Raw genomic sequence first — 18,898 nt, 5'->3', positions numbered from 1 at the left:
CCGTGCTCAGCGGCTCAGGACTTCGGACAGGAAAGCCTCTACGGCTCCCCGGTATATGTCCGGGGCGTCGTTGTGGACGACGTGGCCCGCGCCTTCGACGATCAGGTGCCTGCCGTCGGCGCGCTTGGCGATCTCCGCCTGCTGGCCGGGCGGCATCATCGAGTGCTCCGCCTCGATGGCCAGCAGCGGGCACCGCACCCGCTCGACGAAGTCCCAGTAGTCGTGCTCGCCCCACTCGCCCGCGATCTCGAACAGGTCGTCGATCGACGCGATGAGCCGATAGCCGCCATCGCGTTCCTCCACGCACTCCGCGAAATACGGCCCCAGAGCGCCGAAGAACTCGTGCACGTGCCCCAGCGACGGGAACGGCGTCGGCCACGCGTCGAACATCGCCCGCCAGCCGTCGGCGGTGCGGCCGCGCAGATCGACGGCCATGTCCTCGACGACGACCGCGCGCACGAGCTCGGGGTGCTCGGCGGCGGCCCCGAGGGCGTGCAGGCCGCCCATGGAGTGTCCGATCACGACAGACGGACCGAGTTGGGAAAGGACATCGGCGACATCGCCGACGAAATCGGGCGTGCGCCAGTGGCCGCCGCGGTGTGGGTTGCGCCCGTGGCTGCGGGCGTCGAGGCCCACGACCCGGCCGTACGCGGTCAGCCACCGCGCCACCGGCCACCACGTGCTCGCCCGGCCCATCAGACCGTGCAGCAGCAGAATCGGCTGACCCGCACCACCGAACTCGACCAGCATGGGCCCGAGTCTGCCGGAAGCAACCGCGGCTACACAGCTCGCCCGCCATGATGGACTCATCCCCTACGGCTGGAGTGTCCTGGATGTACTCGGTTGTCCGCGTGTGCTGCGTTCTGCTCGCGGCGGTGGCCTTCACCGCCTGCACGAACGCGCCCGAACCGAGTTCGCCCGCGCCGTCGTCGCCGCTCGGCTCAGCCCAGGTCGCGCCGCCATCGGCCGACGGGATCGGTGACCCGTACTACCCGAACGACGGCAACGGCGGCTACGACGTCGAGGGGTACGCGGTCTCCCTGAGCTACGACCCGGCGACGAAGGTGCTCGACGGCGACACGGTGGTCACCTCGACCGCGTCGGACGCGCTGTCGACGTTCAACCTGGACCTGATCGGGTTCGAGGTGTCGGCGGTCGAGGTCGACGGCAAGCAGGCCAAGTTCGAGCGCGAGGGCAAGCACGAACTGGTGATCACCCCGGCGGCCGAGGTCGCCAAGGGCGCGAAGTTCGCCACCCGGGTCCGCTACAAGGGCGAGCCGCAGCCGAGTGAGGACAAGGGCCTCGGCGCGGGCGGCTGGCAGATCTCCCAGTCCGGCGGCGCGTTCGCGGCCGGTGAGCCGCACGCGGCGAGCCACTGGTTCCCGGTCAATGACCACCCGAGCGACAAGGCCACGTTCCGGCTGTCCGCGCGCGTGCCGGACGGGTGGAGCGTGGTCTCCAACGGCCGGGAGGAGCCCCCGGTCGCCGCGGGCGGCTGGACGACCTACACGTGGGTCGAGCCGACCCGGCTGGCCACGTACCTGACCACGATCGGCATCGACAAGTGGACCTTCGAGCGGTCCACGCTGGCGAGCGGGACACCGGTGGTCAACGCGTACGCGCCCGGGACCGAGGACAAGAAGGCCGTCCAGGCGCGGATGCCCGAGGTCCTGGACTTCCTGAGCGCCAAGTTCGGCGCGTACCCGCAGAGCGCGGCGGGCGGGATCTACCTCAACGAGAACATCGGCTTCTCGCTGGAAACCCAGGGCAGGCCCGTCTACGCGAAGTGGGCGGAGCTGGAGGTCGTGGTCCACGAGCAGGCCCACCAGTGGTTCGGCAACGCCGTGTCGGTGAAGACGTGGGCCGATATCTGCCTCAACGAGTGCTTCGCCTCGTACGCGCAGTGGATGTGGGCGGAGGCCAAGGAGCAGGCGAACCTCGACGAGCGGTACCGCACGCAGGTCGCGCGCAACCACGACCGTGAGCGCTACTGGAACCGCAAGCTCTACGACATGGGCGCGGGCAACGAGTTCACCGCCGTCTACGACAAGGGCCAGCTCGCGCTGCACGCGCTGCGCAGGCAGATCGGCGACCCGGCGTTCGACCGGCTGCTCAAGGACTGGATCGCCAAGCACAAGGACAGCAACGCCAGCTGGCCGGAGTTCGAGAAGCTGGCGGGCGAAATCGCGGGCCAGGACCTGACGGCCTTCTTCTACGCCTGGTTCCGTTCCGCAAGCGAGCCCGCCGACGAGTTCCTCTACCCGGGCAGCCTGCGCAAGTAGATTCAGTCGACATGGGCTTGATGGTCGATGGAGTCGTGGTCGTGCCGTGTTGATCAATGGTGTCGCCGTCGGGGTCGAGGTGGCGGGCACCGGCCCGCCGCTCGTGCTGCTTCACGGGATCCTGCAGGACAGCCGCTCCTGGCGGCCCCAGCTCGCGGATCTGCGCGACGAGTTCACCGTCGTCGCCTGGGACGCACCGGGCTGCGGCCAGTCGGCCGACCCGCCCTCGACGTGGCGGCTCGCCGAGTACGCCGACTGTCTTGGGGCGGTGATCGCCGCACTGGAACTCGACGACCCGGTCCTTGTCGGCCTGTCCTGGGGCGGCGCCCTGGCCATCGAATTCCACCACCGGCACCCCGGGGTCGCCTCGGCGTTGGTCCTGGCGAGCGCGTACGCGGGCTGGGCGGGTTCGCTGCCACCGGAGGTGTGCGCCGAGCGGCTGGCGTCGTGCCTGGCCCAGTCGGAACTGGCCCCGGAGTCCTTCGTGCCCGACTGGCTACCGGGCCTGCTGACCACCGACACCTTCGCCGACGAGGTCACGGCGATGATGTCCGACTTCCACCCCAGCGGCTTCCGGACCATGGCCCACGCCATGGCCGAGGCCGACCTACGCCCGGTGCTGCCGACGATCGACGTGCCGGTACTGCTGCTCTACGGCGACGACGACAAACGCGCACCGGCTGACACTGTCGGTGCCGCCCTGGCCGCCCCGATCCGCGACTCCCGGATGGTGGTCATTCCGGGGACGGGCCACTTGTGCAACCTCGAACAATCCGAGCGGTTCAATGACGCGATCAGGAATCTCAAGACTGACTAACCGGGTAGACGGTCGTGATAATCGCCCCGAGTATAAAGACCACGACACCCAGGTTGGATAGATTTGTCCAGAATGTCCACAAGTAGAGGTAGCCGATCGCGCCCATCGGAACGACTGCCGCGAAAAAGTGTGACATCACTGAAATGGGAATGAAAAAGGCGTAAAGCGCCCACACGATCGAGCCCATCGCCACCAGGGCGAGCAGGGCGAACAGGACGACGACCCAGAAGCTCGCACCGTCTCCGAATTCCTTGGCCGCGGCCAATTTCAAGCCAAGCCAGTGACGTGCGACCGGCGTCGGCGTGGATTGCCGGGTTTCGTTGGCAGGCGTGCTCTGCGGTTGACTCGAGGTCGCCGGCTGGCTCGTGGTTGTCGACTGACTGGGCGTCGTAGAGGTGGTGACGGGACTCGTGACCACACTTGACTGGGATTGACCTTCGGACTTCCAAGGAATTCGGATTCCCGTATCGAAGAATACCGTCACGACAATGGCGAGAACCGCGATGACAAACGCCCCGACCGCGGCGATTTCCGCCGCGATGGTCAGCTTCGATCGAGTCACGGTGGTCATCATGCCGGAGTCGCTCCGAGCGGCGAGGGCGATTGAACTCGCGGCGATGCGGCGATCCGAGTCGAGCTAGGCTCAGTTCATGGCTGTTGTGAAGATCAACGCGATTGAGGTTCCCGAGGGTGCCGGGCCCGAGCTGGAGAAGCGCTTCGCCGCGCGGCTCGGTGCGGTGGAGGGCGAGCCAGGGTTCCTCGGGTTCGAGCTGCTGCGCCCGACTTCGGGTGAGACGCGGTACTTCGTCTACACCCGGTGGGAGACCGAGGAGCACTTCCAGGCCTGGGCGAACGGCTCGTCCCGGCAGGCGCACGCCGGTGAGCGGGCGAAGCCGGTGTCGACGGGCGCCAGCCTGCTGGAGTTCGAGGTGGTGCAGAGCGCGGGTCCGCGCACGGGCGAGTGAGGGCGGCGTTAGACCAGGCCGGTGAGCTGATCGCGGGCGCCGAAGCCGTCATGGTGTGCGCCGGCGCCGGGATGGGGGTCGACTCCGGCCTGCCCGACTTCCGTGGTGACGAGGGGTTCTGGCGGGCGTACCCGCCGTACCAGCGCCTTGGGCTGAGCTTCGTCGAGCTGGCCGACCCGGTCCACTTCGGCAGCGACCCGGAGTTGGCGTGGGGCTTCTACGGCCACCGCCTGGCCCTTTACCGCGCCACCGTCCCGCACAGCGGATTCGACATCCTGCGGGGTTGGGGCGCGCGGGCGTTCACCTCCAACGTGGACGGCCAGTTCCAGAAGGCCGGGTTCACCGAGGTGGCGGAGGTCCACGGGTCGATCCACCACCTGCAGTGTTTACTCCCGTGCCGCTCGGCCATCTGGCCCGCCGACGACGTCGCCATCGAGGTCGACCCCGAGACGATGCGAGCCACCGGGCCGCTGCCCGAGTGCCCGAGCTGCGGCGCCCTGGCCCGACCGAACATCCTGATGTTCGGCGACTACACCTGGGTTCCCGACCGCAGCCAGCGCGACCTGGACGCACTTGCGAGTTGGCGGCGCAGCCAGCTCGGCAAACGGTTGGTAGTGGTGGAGATCGGAGCGGGCAACGCGATTCCCACGGTGCGCAGGCAGGCGGAACTCGCCAGCGCGGCCACAGGGGCGTTGATCCGGATCAACCCCCGGGAGCCGGAGGTTCGGCACGGGCGGGGGATCTCGCTGCCGATGCCCGCGGCGGAGGCGTTGGGCGAGATCCAGTCCCGGCTGGGCTGACGGTCAGCGGGGCAGCGCGACCTCGGCCACGACCGCGTTGTGGTCGCTGCCGGGCAGGTCGTAGACCTTCACCTCCGCCACCCCCAGCCGCCGATCGACCAGCACGTGATCGATGGCCACCGGCGGGCCGTACGGGAACTGCGACCACGTCGGCCGCATCCCCTCCCCCACGACCTCGGCACTGTCCCAGTAGCCCCGGTCCATCACCCCGTGCAGCGCCTTGTGGTCCAGGGTCGCGTTGAAGTCGCCCGCCAGGATGCGGGGGCGTCCCTTCGAGTCCGACGACGGCAGCGCCTCGAGATCGGCCTGCCAGCGGCGTCTGCCCTCCTCGTTGAGGACCGGCGGGTACGCGTGGACCGACACGATCTCGACGTCGGTGTTGCCCGACAGGTCCACCACCGCCGCGGGCTGGTCGTGGAAGCTTCCCTGGACGAGCACGATCTGCCGTAGCGGCACCTTCGCCAGGATCGCCGTCCCCGAAGTGCCACCCGCGGGCTGGGCGACGCGGTGCGGCAGCAGCCCGGGCAGACCTGCCGCGTCGAGGGCGTTGAGCGCCTGAGGGGTCAGCTCCTGCAGGACGAGCACGTCCACTTTGGCATCGCGGGCGAGTCTGATGACGGTGGGCGCGTCGGCCTTGCCCATCAGGAGGTTCGCCGTCATCACCCGCACCCGCTGGCCGGTGGGCAGCGGCTCGCCGTCGGCGAGGTAGCGGGGGATCAGCAGGAATCCGAAGGCGATCGCCAGCACCAGGGCGGTGAAGGTGAGCAGCCGTCGGCGCAGGGCCAGGGAGAGGAAGGCGAGCAGCAACCCGGCCGCGGCCAGGTACGGGGTGAGCGCGATCGCCGCCGTCGTGTACCGGTTGAGGTCGAATCCGCCCAACCGGAGCACGCACAGTCCCAGCAGTGCCAGCACGAACAGCGCGAGAACCACCGTGACCCACCGTCTGCGTCGGACGGGGGCCTCCCTCGGTTCCTCCATGGCGTCGTCAAGCCCCCAGGTCACGACTGTCCGCTCTCGAATCCCATGGCTCCATGATCCCGCACCGCGACGACACCCACCGGCAAGTCGGTCACCGTGTCCGGTCCTGTCACCCGTCCGACCGGCCTGACAGCGCGCTGTGCGCGGTCTGACAGCGCCCGCCGACAGGCTCGACTGGACTGAAGGAGGGGACGCCGATGTCCAACGCGATCGAAGCCGAGGGCTTGGTCAAGAGGTTCGGTGACACCGTCGCGCTCGACGGGGTCGACCTGATGGTGCCGAAGGGCAAGGTGCTGGGGGTGCTCGGCCCGAACGGGGCGGGCAAGACGACGGCGGTGCGGGTGTTGGCGACGCTGCTCCGGGCCGATGAGGGGTCGGCTCGGGTCTGCGGGTTCGACGTGCGCACCCACGCGACCACCGTGCGTGGCCTGATCGGTCTGACGGGGCAGTACGCCTCGCTCGACGAGGACCTGTCGGGGACCGAGAACCTCGTGCTGATCGGCAAACTGCTCGGGCTGACCAAGTCGCAGGCGAAGGCCCGGTCCGCCGAGCTGCTCGCCCAGTTCGAGCTGACCGACGCCGCCGGGCGGGCGGTGAAGACCTACTCCGGCGGCATGCGCAGGCGGGCGGACCTCGCCGCGGGCCTGGTCGGCAGGCCCGAGGTGCTCTACCTCGACGAGCCGACCACGGGCCTGGACCCGCACAGCCGCAACGAGGTGTGGTCCACCATCCGGGGCTTGGTCGACCTGGGCGTGACGGTGCTGCTGACCACGCAATACCTGGAGGAAGCCGACCAGCTGGCCGACCTGATCACGGTGATCGACCACGGCAAGGTCATCGCCACCGGCACCCCCGACGACCTCAAGCGCCGCACCGGCGGCCAGACACTGCAGGTCCGTCCGACGCTGATCGGCGACGTCGCGGCGGTCGCGTCCATCCTGCGCGGGCTCGCGGGCGAGCCGCATGTGGACCTCGACACCGGCCTGCTCACCGCCCCCGTCGACGACCCGATGCTGCTGTCCACTCTGGTGCGCCGGCTGGACGACGCGGGCATCACCGTCGACGAACTCGCCCTGCGGCTGCCCAGCCTCGACGAGGTCTTCCTCGCGATGACCGGCCGCACCCGAGAGGGGATTCCCGCATGACCACCGCGACACTCCACATCGGACCGAACCAGGCCATCCGACACGGGCTCGCGTTGGCGGGCCGCAGTGTCATCAAGATCCGCAAGAACCCGGAGTCGCTGCTGGACGTCACCCTGCAGCCGATCATGTTCCTGCTGCTGTTCGTCTACATGTTCGGCGGCGCGCTCAAGGGCAGCACCAGCGAGTACCTGCAGTTCCTGGTGCCCGGCCTGATGGTGCAGAACATCGCCTTCGCCAGCCTCGGCACCGGGATGGCGCTCAACACCGACATCGGCAAGGGCGTCTTCGACCGGTTCCGCAGCATGCCGATCGCCCGGTCTGCGCCACTGGTCGGCGCGGTGCTGGGCGACATCGTCCGGTTCGTGATCACCCTGGTCGTGCTGGTCGGCTTCGCGATGATCCTGGGGTTCCGGGTGCAGACCGACCCGGCCCGGTTCCTGATCGCCGCCGGACTGATGATCCTGTTCGGGCTGTGCCTGTGCTGGGTGTCGGTGTGGGTCGGCATGCTGGTGTCGAGCCCGCAGGCGGTGCCGGGCACGCTGCTGGTCGTCATCTTCCCGCTGACCTTCGGCAGCAACGTGTTCGTCGATTCGTCGACCATGCCAGGCTGGCTGCGCGCGTGGGTCGACATCAACCCGGTCACCCACCTCACCGAAGCGGGCCGCGGCCTACTCCTCGGCGGCGACTGGATGGCCCACGCGGGATGGGCGTTCGTCTGGGCCCTGGGCATCGCGGCCGTGTTCTTCCCTCTGGCACTGCGCGCCTACCGCAGGCGAGTGGGCTGACCGGCGCCCAGCACCGAACACAGTTCACCCACCGCGGCGACGCGGTCGAGGCCCCGGCCGTCGCCGACCGCGGCGGTCCGGGCCTCGACCCCGATCCGGGCATCGATCCCTGACTCCAAAACGGACAGATCCGGGTTGCCGAGATCTGGCGTGCCCCGGATCGCGATGCTGATCCCGAGAAGCCGCGCGGCCGCGACCGCGTCGCCCGCGCACAGCAGGGCCCGCGCGGTCGCCTCCGCGACAGCCGCCGTGACCGGTAGGTCCGGCAGTGTCTGGATCGCCTCGAAGCCCTCGCGGAGATCGGCGAACGCTGAGTCGGTGTCGCCAGTGTCGATGGCGATCTGCGCCCGGGCGACGAGATGGGCCACCCACCAGTGCGGCGCCCACACGGGGACGTCGACCATGGCTTCCTCCGCCTCGACCAGAACTTCCCGCGCCCGACCCAGGTTTCCCCGCTGTCTGAGCACAGTGGACAGCCAGGCGTGCAGGGCGGCCACGGTCTCGGCGGGACCTCGCCCCCTGGCCAAGGTGATCGCGTCGAGCAGGACGTGCTCCCCGGCCTCCGGCTCCCCCGCGCGGGCCAACTGGATGCCGAGTTTGCCCATCAGCGTGGGAATCTCGTCCAGGGCACCGAGTTCCTCGACGAGCCGCAGCGACTCGCGGTGCGCGGCGATCGCCGCCGCGTGCTCGCCGCGCAGGGACTGGTGTTCGGCGAGGGTCCAGATCGCGATGCCCTGACCCCACCGGTCGCCGGTCTTGCGAAACGCCTCCAGCGCCCGCTGGGCGAGGTCGTCCATGCCCGTGGGCTCGCTGAAGTTCTCCCGCACGAACGCCAGTCCCAGCAACGAAATCCCGCGCGCCCAGAGGTCCGGGTGGTCCAGCCGGGCCTCCAGGTCGGCGATGGCGCCTTCGACGTCACCGGCGAGGCTGGTCAGCATCGGCCCGATCATCCCCAGCATCGGGTAGTGCTGGACGGCGCCGGTCGCGGTGAGTTCGGCCAACAGGCCCCGCAGTTCATCGGACTGCGGAATCCCGGCCCGTGGGTCGAACGCGCCGATCGTCCGCAGCGCGGCCCGCGCGTGGGCGGGCGCGGGACCAGGCAGGGCACTCGCCTGCTTGGCGAACGCCAGCGCCTCCTGCTGCCCGCCCACCAGCATCCAGAACCAGACCGCGCGCACCGCCAGCCTGCACGAGAGATCCGCGTCGACGACCGCGATGGCGTAGCGCAGGGCGGCGACCAGGTTCTCCTGGTCGGCTTTGAGCCGAGCCAGCCAATGGATCTGCTCGCCGGTGCGCAGCTTGGGCTCGACCTCCTCGACCAGGGCGAGGAAGTACCTGCCGAACACGTCGCGGGTCCTCGGTGTCGCACCGGATTCGTCGAGCCGCTCGGCGGCGTAGGCCCGCACGGTCTCCAGCATCCGGTACCGCACCTGGCCGTCGCGCCCGTCGCCGACAAGCACGAGCGACTTCTCCACCAGCGACGCCAGCACGTAGACGACGTCCTCGGCGGGTTGCTCCGCCACGGCGGCCACCGCTTCGAGCGTGCCGGGGGCGTGGAACACCGACAGCCGCGCCGCCAGCTCGCGCTCGGCTTCCTCTAGCAGGCCCCAACTCCACTCGACGACCGCACGCAGCGTCCGGTGCCGCGGCAGCGCGGTGCGGCTGCCGCCGGTCAGCAGCCGGAACCGGTCGTCGAGCCGGTCGGCGACCTGGCGCACCGTCATCGACCGCAGCCGGGCGGCAGCCAACTCCAGCGCCAGCGGCAGGCCGTCGAGTCGTCGACAGATCTCGACGGCGTCGGCGTCCACCGTGAACCCGGGCGACACCGCCGACGCCCGGTCGGCGAACAGCCGGACCGCGTCCGAGCCCGCGACCTCCTCGGCCGAGGTGTCCGCGGGCAGCGCGAGCGGACCGACCTGGAACACCGACTCACCGGTGATCGCCAGCGCCTCCCGGCTGGTGGCCAGCACGGTGAGCCGTGGGCACCGGCCGAGCAGGGCGTCGGTGAACGCGGCGGCCGTGGCGATCAGGTGCTCGCAGTTGTCGAGCACGAGGAGACAACGCTGACCGGACAACACCTCCGCGACCCGGTCGAACGCCGCGTGCGCCCGCACCCCCGGCCCTTCCATCAACGGCGACTCCCGCACGCCGAGTGCGGCGAGGACCGCGGCGGACACATCCTCGGGCGCCCGCACCGCGGCGAGTTCGACGAACCACACCGGACCGTCCACAGTGGCCGCGAGCTCGACGGACAACCGTGTCTTGCCCGCGCCGCCCGGGCCCACCAGCGTGACCAGCCGCGACGACTTCAGCAGGTCGCCGACCACGGCCAACTCGGCCAGGCGACCGACGAAACTCGTGCGGGCCGCCGGAAGCCCCCGATTCGCCTTGGCAGGCGCCAGATCACCGCGCAGCACGGCAAGGTGTAGTTCACGCAGGTCGGCCGCAGGGTCGACCCCCAACTCGTCAGCCAGGTCGGCGCGGACCCGCTCATACGCGCCCAGCGCGTCCGCCTGCCGACCGGCGAGAGCCAACGCCCGCATCAGCTGCCCCGCAGGCCGCTCTCGCAGCGGATGGGCGGCGGTCAGCGAGGTCAGCTCAGCGATCACGTCGACACCGAGCCGCAGGTCGGCCTCAACCCGGTCCTCCTGCGCGGAGAGCCGCACCTCGTCGAGCCGCGTGATCACTGGACCGGCGAAGGGCGCGTCCTCCATGCCCGCCAGCGCCGGTCCCCGCCACAGCGCCAAGGCGGCCCGAAGGATCTCGGCGGCCTCCCCCACCCGACCGTCCTTGAGCGCCGCACGCCCCTCGGCGGCCAGCCGCTCGAACTCGTGGACATCGACGTCAGCCGCGCCGATGACCAGCCGATAACCGTTCGGATCGGACTCGACGACTTCGGCGCCCACGGCTCGACGAAGCCGAGAGACCAGCGTGTGCAGGGCATTGGCAGGCGGCTGGTCCGGCCACAGCGCGGCGATTAGCGTCGGGGTCGTGACGACCTTGCCCGGCTCCAACGCCAGCCGCGCGAGGAGCGTGCGCAGCCGGGTGCCGCTGAGGTCGCGACCGGATACCCGAACCGGGCCGAGCAAGTCCACCTGCACCCGTCCAGCCTGCCATGGCCGCCCGCGCGTCAGGCCAGGAACGCCCGCACATGGTCGCGGGCGAAGTCGGCCACCGAACGCGGCTCCCGGCCGGTCAGCACCCGCACCACATCGGTGGTCTCCGAGGCGGCGCCCTGGCGGAGCTGCTGCCAGAGGATCACCAGCTGATCGGCCAGCCACGGGGGCACCCCCGCCTGGAGCATCCCGTCGCGCGCCATCGCGTCCGGGACGTCGACATAGTCCACGGGCTTGCCGATCGCGGCGGACACAGCGGCCGCGGCCTGCTCGTAGGTCACCGCCTCCGGACCGGTCAGCACGTAGGTCCGCCCGTCGTGGCCGTCCTCGGTGAGGACCACCGCGGCGGCTGCCGCGACATCGCGCGGGTCGATCAGCGTCACCTTCGCCTCGCCCGCGGGCGCGAACAGCTTGCCCAGGTGCTTGACCGTCTCCGCCGAGGCGAGCAGGTTCGAGGTGTAGCTGCTGGGGTGCAGCACCACCGCCGCAACGCCCACCAGCTCCAAGTGCCGCTCGATGCGCCCGTGCGCGTCCCAGAACGCCAGCGGCGACCCGACCCGCGCCCCGTTCGCTCCGACCTTCACCAGTCTGCCGACCCCGGCGGAAGCCGCCGCGTCGATCACGTTGGTCTCGTGTTCGACCTGCCGGGGATCGTTGCGGCTGCACAGGAACACGCGATCGACACCCTTGATCGCTTCGTGGATCGAGCCCGGATCGCGATAGTCGCCTGCGACGCACTCGACGTCGCCCAGGACCACCTTCGCCCGGTCGCGGTCACGGACGAACGCACGCACCCGCACACCGCGCTCCCGCAGTTCGCGAACGACCGCCGAGCCGACGGAGCCGGTCGCACCGGTCACCAGGACAGTCATCACGCACCTCCGGAGGGACGGACATTGGCGTTGTGGCGGAAGAAGTTCGTCGGGTCGTACCGGTCTTTCAGCGCGGTCAGCCGGGCGAGCCGCGAGCCGTACGCGGCGGCGACACCGGCGGCGTCCTCATCGGACAGGAAGTTCGCGTACACACCCACGCTGTGCGGGCGCAGCGCTTCCCATTGCTCGCGGACCCACGCGACGTGCGCGTCGCCGGGACCCGGCCGCCAAGCGGCCGTGACGTTCAGCTCGAAGCCCACTTCCCGCTCGCCCACGGCGGTCGCGTCGGCGGGCACCCGGCTCGCGGCCCCGCCCATGGCCCAGCCCGAGAACTGCGAGAACGGCGAGGTCAGGGTGTCGACGCCGCTCATCATCACGTCGATCACCTCGTCGGACAGCTTCGGCAGCCGGTGCGACTTCCAGTAGTAGTGCATGCCGTGCGGCGCACCACCGTCGAGCATCGACTGGATGGCCACATACGGGACCGGGCGGACAGCGTCGGCCAGCAGCGTGCCCAGCTTCCGCAGCGGCTCGATCAGCCGCTGCCCCTGCGCCAGGTCGCCCGTCCACACCAGAACCAGGCCGAAGACCGGCTTGCCGTACCACTCGGTGGGCAGGAACGGCGCGGGCGGCGCGTTGCGGGCGGTGATCGTGATGCCCAGGTCATCCGGCGCGTCGGGGGCCATCGACCGGATGTGGTCGAGGATCTCGGGGGCGTCGGCGAGCGGCCAGAACATCGGGCCGCCGAGCACGAGCGGGCCGACGTGGTGCAGCCGGTAGGTCAGGGAGGTGGCGATGCCGAAGTTGCCGCCACCGCCGCGCAAACCCCAGAACAGCTCGGGGTCGGTGTCGGCGTCGACGCGCAGCCGCTCCCCCTCCGCGGTGACCAGATCGACCTCGATGAGGTTGTCCACGGTCAGACCGGCCTTGCGCATCAGGTGGCCGAGGCCGCCGCCGAGGGTCAGCCCGCCGATACCGGTGTGGCTGATGATCCCGCCGGTCGTGGCCAGGCCGAACGCCTGCGTCGCCTTGTCCAGTTCGGACCAGAGCAGACCGCCCGCGCCTCTCGCGGTCCGTGCTGCCGGGTCCACGCTGACCGACTTCATCATCGAGAGGTCGATCATCAGGCTGTCGTCGGACACGGCGTGTCCCGCGACCGCGTGACCGCCGCCCTTCACGGTGGCGGGCATGCCGTTGTCGCGGGCGCACCGGACCGCCGTGGCCACGTCGTCGGCGCCCGCGCACCGGGCGATCAGGGCCGGTCGCCGGTCGATGGCGCCGTTCCAGACCCGCCGGGCCTCGTCGTAGCCTTCCTCGCCGGGACGCAACAACGCGCCTCGGAAGTCGCCACGCAGTTTGTCGAACACTCCGAACACCTCCGTCTGAGTCGGTCCGGGAAAGACTGCGCGGCGCGCCGTTCCGCGAGCGTTCCTCAGGCCAGACGTGATCGCACCCGCCGCGCCTCCGGTGCCCAGATGCGCGCCGCACCGTCCTGGTCGAGCAGTCGATCGGCGACCTCCAGCGCACCGACCTTGTCGCCGGCCTCCTCGCACGCGGCGAGCAGGACCCGGTCGAGCACGGTGAGCGTGCCGGGAGCGGCGGGCTCGTCGCGGGTCAGCTCGATCTCGCGCCGGATTCGCTCGACACCCGCGCCGCCCGCCCCATCCAGAACGTCCACATAGGACTGGAGCACGACGGCCATCTGACTGTTCTGCCGCGCTGTGTTGTCGATCGCGGCCAACTCCGCGCTGTAGCGCCGGATGTCCTGCTCGTCACCCATGTCCAGGGCCAGCACCGAAGCGAACACCAGTGCCGCGCCCCGGCTGTACGGGTGCTCGATCTCGTCGGCCCACGCCAGCGCGGCCTCCCGGGCCGCGCGCGCCTCTTGCGCGAGTCCAAGGAACCACAGGGTGTTGCCCAGCCTGCTCAGGCAGATGACCTTGGGGTCCTGGCCGAAGCGGATCAGGTGCTCGGTGCGGTCGGCCGGACGGTAATGCCGCACGGCCCGTTCGAAGTGCTCCCGAGCGCGAGCGAAGTCGGCCTGCCAGAACGACGCGATCCCGAGCACGTACGCGGCCTCCACCACGAGCACCTCGTCGTTGTCGGTCGCCGCCGCGCGGAGTCGCTCGCCGAACCGGCTCGCGCCCGCGAAGTCCCCGCGGGTCAGGGCGCTGAGCGCCATCGACCGCAGTAGCGGTGGCGAGGGCACGATCCCCAGCGTTCGCGTCAGCTCGTCGGCCCGCCGCTGCGCTGCGCAGGTGGCCGCCGAGGCGTAGCCGCCCATCGAAACCAGCGGCGCGAGCAGCGCGGTCCGCAGCTCCAACTCGACCGCGTCGCGCTCCGCCGACGCCGGGCACGTGGCCAGCAGCTCCAAGGCGTGGTTCAGCAACCGCTCGGCCTGCGAGTGGGCGTGCAGCAGCTGGGCGGCTTCGGCCGCGCGGCGGAACCAGCCGACCGCCCGCTCCACCGCCCCCGCCCGGGCGAGATGACCGGCGATCCGCACGGCGACCGCCCCCGGAGCGGCGGTGTTCAGGCGCTCCAGGACATCCGCGATCCGCAGATGCAACTCGCGGCGACGCGGCGGGCTGATGGCACGGTAGGCGACCTCGCGGATCTTGCCGTGGGTGAAGTCGTACGCACCGCCACCACCGCGGTCCTGCACGATGCGCCTGCGCCACAGCTCATCCAGGCCGCGCACCACGGTGTCCGCGCCGACGTCGGCGGCCTCGGTCAGCACTTCCGCGCCGAACTCGCGCCCGATCGCCGCGGCGACGGCGACCACCGTCCGGGTTTCCGGGCTCAGCTGCGCCAGCCGGGCCTCGATCACGGCCTGCACCCGCGGGCTCAGCGGCTGCCCGCCGGTCCACCCGGAACGCACGGCCTCGACAACGAACAGCGCGTTGCCCTCGGTCTCGGCATACAGCAGTCGGGCGTCGGCCGAGGCCAGGGTGACCCCGGTCAGCCGCTGGGCGAGCAGGACGGTTTCCTCACGGCGCAGCCTGCCCAGTTCCAGCTCGGCGACCCGGTCGTCAGCCCGGGCCGCGGTCAGCAGCTCCATCAGGGGCCCTTCGATCTCCTCGCGGCGGGCGGTCGCCAGCACCAGCAGGCGCCCGCCGAGCCGCAGGAGGTAATGCAGCAGCCGGCACGTCTCCCGATCGCCGTGCTGCAAGTCGTCGACCACGAGCAGGGTCGGCCCACTCGTGACGACGGCCGCGACCGCGTCGAACAGCCGGTGGCGCTGGTCGCTCTCGGGCAACGGCCGCGGCGGCACCAGGCCCGGCACCTCGGTGAGCAGCTCCGGCAGCAGCCGCGCGATCTCGGTGAGCCGCGCCCGGTCCAGCCGCGCCAACCGCGGGCGCAACGCGGGCGAACGCAGCCACGCGGCGACCGGACCGTAGGCGAGTGAGCCCTCCACCGGGTAGCAGCGCGCCTCCGCGGTCGCGACTCCGCGCCGCGCGCATCTCGCACGGAACTCCTCGGCCAGCCTGCTCTTGCCCACTCCCGACTCGCCACTGACCAGCACTAACCGTGTCTCGCCTGCGTCCGCCGCCCGCCACCACGCGGTCAGCTGAGCCTGTTCGGCGCCGCGGCCCACGAGCGGCGGCCCACCCACCCGCACGGTCTCCGACCGGGGCAGCAGGGTCGCGTACAACGCCCGGGTCGCCACGGAGGGCTCGACACCCAATTCGCGTTCCAGCGTGGAGCTGCACACGTGATAGACGCGCAGCGCCCCCGCGAGATCGTCCCGGGCGGCATGCAGGCCCATCAGCAGCCGGTACGCGTCCTCCCGCAGGGGGTCGGCGCGCACGAGCCGCTCGGCGTAGGTGATCGCCTCGGCGGGCGGACACAGCCCGGCCAACTCGGCGAGCGCGTCCAGATACCGCCTGCGAAGCCGGTCCCGGTCCTCGGCCAACCACTCGTCGGAACAGCTTTCCAGCAGGTCACCGGCGTAGAGGTCGACAGCATCGCGCAGCGCCCGCTCCCGATCCGCGCCCCCGAGCAGCCGCTCGAACTCGGCGACGTCGACCCAGGCCCGCGACCGCCACGCCAGCGAGCGCGAGGTGACCACCAGATACTCGTCGGCGTCCGGCAAGCGCAGACGCAGGGTGTGCAGGACATGGCGGAGATTGGTGCGGGCCTGCGCCTCGGTCGATTCCGGCCACAGCGCCGAGGCCACCCGCCGCCGATCCTGTGGCCCATCGGCATTCAGCGACAGGAACGCGATCAACGACTCGACCCGCGCCGAATCCAACCGCGGGGACTCACCGCCGAGGCTGAGGTCGAACTGCCCGAAGAGCCGAATAGCCGTAACCGGCATGCCGCCAGTGTCGTCGCCAAAGCGACCCAGGGCATACCCCGACCAGGAAGACGTCAGCGGACGGTAATCAGTGCGGCAGCGCTCTTCGACCTTGAAACGCCGAAGGGCGGCCTCCCCGGAAGGAAGACCGCCCCTCGGCAATCAGCGACAAATCAGCCTGCGGCTTCGTCTCCGTCAGCAGGCTCCGCGGGCGCGGCAGGCGCCGAGAGCTCCACCGGCGGCGAGTCCGGAACCTTGCTCGGCTTCGGCTCACCCCGGAAGGTGAACGTCGCCTTGTCGTGGCTCTGCTCGTCGGTGCCGTCCCAGCCTTCGACGTCGGTGATGATGATCTGGCCGGGCTGGATCTCCCCGAACAGGATCTTCTCCGACAGCTGGTCCTCGATCTCGCGCTGGATCGCACGGCGCAGCGGGCGGGCGCCGAGCACCGGGTCGAACCCGCGCTTGGCCAGCAGCGACTTGGCCTTCTCGGTCAGCTCGATGGCCATGTCCTTGCTCTTCAACTGCTTCTCGACGCGGGCGACCATCAGGTCCACCATCGTGATGATCTGCTCACGGGTGAGCTGGTGGAACACGATGATGTCGTCGATACGGTTGAGGAACTCCGGCCGGAAGTGCTTCTTGAGCTCGTCGTTGACCTTGTTCTTCATCCGCTCGTAGTTCGAGCCCTGGTCGTTGCCACCGGTGAAGCCGAGGCTGACGGCCTTCGAGATGTCCTGGGTGCCCAGGTTCGAGGTGAAGATGATCACGGTGTTCTTGAAGTCCACCGTGCGGCCCTGACCGTCGGTCAGACGCCCGTCTTCCAGCACCTGCAGGAGAGTGTTGTAGACCTCCTGGTGCGCCTTCTCGATCTCGTCGAACAGGACCACCGAGAACGGCTTGCGCCGCACCTTCTCGGTCAGCTGGCCACCCTCCTCGTAGCCCACGTACCCGGGAGGGGCACCGAAGAGCCGCGAGGCGGTGTAGCGGTCGTGGAACTCGCCCATGTCGATCTGGATGAGCGCGTCGTCATCGCCGAAGAGGAAGTTCGCCAGCGTCTTGGCCAGCTCGGTCTTACCGACACCGGACGGGCCGGCGAAGATGAACGAGCCGGACGGCCGCTTCGGGTCCTTGAGGCCCGCGCGGGTGCGGCGGATCGCCTGGGAGACGGCCTTGACGGCGTCTTCCTGGCCGATGATCCGCTTGTGGATCTCGTCCTCCATGCGCAGCAGGCGGGAGGTCTCCTCCTCGGTCAGCTTGAACACCGGGATGCCGGTCCAGTTGGCCAGCACCTCCGCGATCTGCTCGTCGTCGACCTCGGCGACGACGTCGAGGTCGCCGTCCTTCCACTGCTTCTCCCGCTCGGACTTCTGGCCCAGCAGTTGCTTCTCGTTGTCGCGCAGCTTCGCGGCCCGCTCGAAGTCCTGCGCGTCTATCGCGGACTCCTTGTCCCGGCGGACGTCGGCGATCTTCTCGTCGAACTCGCGCAGGTCCGGCGGCGCGGTCATCCGGCGGATGCGCATCCGCGCGCCCGCCTCGTCGATGAGGTCGATCGCCTTGTCCGGGAGGAACCGGTCGTTGATGTAGCGGTCGGCCAGTGTCGCGGCCGCCACCAGCGCCTTGTCGGTGATCGTGACGCGGTGGTGCGCCTCGTACCGGTCGCGCAGGCCCTTGAGGATCTCGATGGTGTGCTCGAGGGACGGCTCGCCGACCTGGATCGGCTGGAAGCGCCGCTCCAGGGCCGGGTCCTTCTCGACGTACTTGCGGTACTCGTCGAGGGTGGTCGCGCCGATGGTCTGCAGCTCACCACGGGCCAGCATCGGCTTGAGGATGGAGGCCGCGTCGATCGCGCCCTCGGCGGCGCCCGCCCCGACGAGGGTGTGGATCTCGTCGATGAACAGGATGATGTCGCCGCGGGTCTTGATCTCCTTGAGGACCTTCTTCAGGCGCTCTTCGAAGTCACCGCGGTAGCGCGAACCGGCGACCAGGGAGCCCAGGTCGAGGGTGTAGAGCTGCTTGTCCTTGAGCGTCTCGGGCACCTCGCCCTTGACGACCATCTGGGCCAGGCCCTCGACGACCGCGGTCTTGCCGACGCCGGGCTCGCCGATGAGGACCGGGTTGTTCTTGGTGCGCCGCGACAGCACCTGCATGACCCGCTCGATCTCCTTGGTGCGACCGATGACCGGGTCGAGCTTGCCCTCGCGCGCCGAGGCGGTGAGGTTGCGGCCGAACTGGTCGAGCACCAGCGAGGAGGACGGGGTGCCCTCGCCGCGGCCGCCGGACTCGGCTGCCTTCTCGCCGCCCTGGTAGCCGGAGAGCAGCTGCAGCACCTGCTGGCGCACGCGGTTGAGGTCGGCGCCCAGCTTCACCAGGACCTGGGCGGCGACGCCCTCGCCCTCGCGGATGAGTCCGAGCAGGATGTGCTCGGTGCCGATGTAGTTGTGTCCGAGCTGCAGCGCCTCACGCAGCGACAGCTCAAGGACCTTCTTCGCCCTCGGGGTGAAGGGGATGTGTCCGCTTGGCGCGTGCTGTCCCTGGCCGATGATTTCCTCGACCTGCTGGCGCACGCCCTCGAGGGCGATCCCCAACGACTCGAGCGCCTTGGCGGCGACACCCTCACCCTCGTGGATCAAGCCCAGGAGGATGTGCTCGGTGCCGATGTAGTTGTGGTTGAGCATCCGGGCCTCTTCTTGGGCCAGGACGACCACCCGCCTCGCGCGGTCGGTGAACCTTTCGAACATTCTCACTCCCTGACTGCTGCGCCGGCGGCCCTTCTCCACTCTCTTTTAGTGGATTCAGCACCGTGGGACCACTGTAGTAGGCCCGGCGTCAGCTCTCAGTGCC

The 18,898-nt window shown here is 70.2% G+C and carries 14 protein-coding genes; 6 read left to right on the top strand and 8 right to left on the bottom strand.

Annotation, left to right across the window (positions count from 1 at the left end):
• Positions 1-6: 6 nt before the first annotated feature.
• Positions 7-750, bottom strand: coding sequence for an alpha/beta fold hydrolase (locus tag C8E96_RS10150; RefSeq protein WP_176926802.1), 744 nt, complete (start codon positions 748-750; stop codon positions 7-9).
• A gap of 83 nt (positions 751-833) precedes the next feature.
• Between C8E96_RS10150 and C8E96_RS10145 the strand changes: the two genes are divergently transcribed.
• Complete coding sequence (locus C8E96_RS10145; protein ID WP_091379836.1) at positions 834-2,282, top strand: M1 family metallopeptidase; 1,449 nt, start codon at positions 834-836, stop codon at positions 2,280-2,282.
• A 46-nt stretch (positions 2,283-2,328) separates the two neighbouring features.
• Positions 2,329-3,099, top strand: coding sequence for an alpha/beta fold hydrolase (locus C8E96_RS10140; RefSeq protein ID WP_091379839.1), 771 nt, complete (start codon positions 2,329-2,331; stop codon positions 3,097-3,099).
• Here the strand turns inward: C8E96_RS10140 and C8E96_RS10135 are convergent.
• Positions 3,086-3,661 carry a hypothetical protein gene (locus C8E96_RS10135; protein ID WP_133794322.1) on the bottom strand — a complete coding sequence of 192 codons (576 nt, stop codon included), beginning with the start codon at positions 3,659-3,661 and terminating at the stop codon, positions 3,086-3,088. The genes C8E96_RS10140 and C8E96_RS10135 overlap by 14 nt on opposite strands.
• An 88-nt stretch (positions 3,662-3,749) precedes the next feature.
• Between C8E96_RS10135 and C8E96_RS10130 the strand changes: the two genes are divergently transcribed.
• Both C8E96_RS10130 and C8E96_RS10125 read left to right on the top strand, forming a co-directional pair.
• Complete coding sequence (locus C8E96_RS10130) at positions 3,750-4,064, top strand: antibiotic biosynthesis monooxygenase family protein (RefSeq protein ID WP_091379844.1); 315 nt, start codon at positions 3,750-3,752, stop codon at positions 4,062-4,064.
• Between the two features lie 50 nt (positions 4,065-4,114).
• Positions 4,115-4,864 (top strand): SIR2 family NAD-dependent protein deacylase, encoded by a 750-nt coding sequence (locus C8E96_RS10125; RefSeq protein ID WP_091380540.1) that lies wholly within the window; start codon positions 4,115-4,117, stop codon positions 4,862-4,864.
• 3 nt (positions 4,865-4,867) lie between these two features.
• Here C8E96_RS10125 and C8E96_RS10120 read toward each other — a convergent pair whose 3' ends face one another.
• A complete protein-coding gene (locus tag C8E96_RS10120; RefSeq protein WP_091379847.1) occupies positions 4,868-5,866 on the bottom strand; it encodes an endonuclease/exonuclease/phosphatase family protein in 999 nt (332 codons plus the stop codon).
• A gap of 173 nt (positions 5,867-6,039) precedes the next feature.
• Here C8E96_RS10120 and C8E96_RS10115 point away from each other — a divergent pair, with 173 nt between their 5' ends.
• Entirely contained in the window at positions 6,040-6,987 is a 948-nt protein-coding gene (locus tag C8E96_RS10115; RefSeq protein ID WP_091379849.1) for an ATP-binding cassette domain-containing protein, read from the top strand.
• On the top strand, positions 6,984-7,772 hold the full coding sequence (locus tag C8E96_RS10110) for an ABC transporter permease (RefSeq protein ID WP_091379852.1): 789 nt from the start codon (positions 6,984-6,986) through the stop codon (positions 7,770-7,772). Before C8E96_RS10115 ends, C8E96_RS10110 begins: the two co-directional genes overlap by 4 nt.
• On the opposite strand, the gene C8E96_RS10105 is transcribed toward C8E96_RS10110, so the two are convergent.
• The 5 genes from C8E96_RS10105 to C8E96_RS10085 all read right to left on the bottom strand — a co-directional run bounded on the left by C8E96_RS10105 (position 7,751) and on the right by C8E96_RS10085 (position 18,795).
• On the bottom strand, positions 7,751-10,873 hold the full coding sequence (locus C8E96_RS10105; protein ID WP_166657939.1) for a BTAD domain-containing putative transcriptional regulator: 3,123 nt from the start codon (positions 10,871-10,873) through the stop codon (positions 7,751-7,753). The genes C8E96_RS10110 and C8E96_RS10105 overlap by 22 nt on opposite strands.
• 29 nt (positions 10,874-10,902) lie before the next feature.
• Entirely contained in the window at positions 10,903-11,760 is an 858-nt protein-coding gene (locus C8E96_RS10100) for an NmrA family NAD(P)-binding protein (RefSeq protein WP_091379858.1), read from the bottom strand.
• Entirely contained in the window at positions 11,760-13,127 is a 1,368-nt protein-coding gene (locus C8E96_RS10095) for an FAD-binding oxidoreductase (RefSeq protein WP_228770080.1), read from the bottom strand. The genes C8E96_RS10100 and C8E96_RS10095 overlap by 1 nt, the downstream gene beginning before the upstream one ends.
• 65 nt (positions 13,128-13,192) lie before the next feature.
• On the bottom strand, positions 13,193-16,078 hold the full coding sequence (locus C8E96_RS10090; protein WP_091379865.1) for an ATP-binding protein: 2,886 nt from the start codon (positions 16,076-16,078) through the stop codon (positions 13,193-13,195).
• A 152-nt stretch (positions 16,079-16,230) separates the two neighbouring features.
• On the bottom strand, positions 16,231-18,795 hold the full coding sequence (locus C8E96_RS10085; RefSeq protein ID WP_091379868.1) for an ATP-dependent Clp protease ATP-binding subunit: 2,565 nt from the start codon (positions 18,793-18,795) through the stop codon (positions 16,231-16,233).
• Positions 18,796-18,898: the final 103 nt, after the last annotated feature.

The organism is Actinokineospora alba, assembly GCF_004362515.1.
GTDB lineage: Bacteria > Actinomycetota > Actinomycetes > Mycobacteriales > Pseudonocardiaceae > Actinokineospora > Actinokineospora alba.
The sequence above is the reverse complement of the archived record's forward strand: the minus strand, read 5'-3'. Positions and strand labels throughout refer to the sequence as shown.

Excerpts from the sequence above, each read along its gene's own strand:
- C8E96_RS10100 (WP_091379858.1), bottom strand. The coding sequence starts at position 11,760 with ATGACTGTCCTGGTGACCGGTGCGACCGGCTCCGTCGGCTCGGCGGTC.
- C8E96_RS10115 (WP_091379849.1), top strand. The coding sequence starts at position 6,040 with ATGTCCAACGCGATCGAAGCCGAGGGCTTGGTCAAGAGGTTCGGTGAC.
- C8E96_RS10145 (WP_091379836.1), top strand. The coding sequence starts at position 834 with ATGTACTCGGTTGTCCGCGTGTGCTGCGTTCTGCTCGCGGCGGTGGCC.
- C8E96_RS10090 (WP_091379865.1), bottom strand. The coding sequence starts at position 16,078 with ATGCCGGTTACGGCTATTCGGCTCTTCGGGCAGTTCGACCTCAGCCTC.
- C8E96_RS10125 (WP_091380540.1), top strand. The coding sequence starts at position 4,115 with ATGGTGTGCGCCGGCGCCGGGATGGGGGTCGACTCCGGCCTGCCCGAC.
- C8E96_RS10130 (WP_091379844.1), top strand. The coding sequence starts at position 3,750 with ATGGCTGTTGTGAAGATCAACGCGATTGAGGTTCCCGAGGGTGCCGGG.
- C8E96_RS10110 (WP_091379852.1), top strand. The coding sequence starts at position 6,984 with ATGACCACCGCGACACTCCACATCGGACCGAACCAGGCCATCCGACAC.
- C8E96_RS10150 (WP_176926802.1), bottom strand. The coding sequence starts at position 750 with ATGCTGGTCGAGTTCGGTGGTGCGGGTCAGCCGATTCTGCTGCTGCAC.
- C8E96_RS10085 (WP_091379868.1), bottom strand. The coding sequence starts at position 18,795 with ATGTTCGAAAGGTTCACCGACCGCGCGAGGCGGGTGGTCGTCCTGGCC.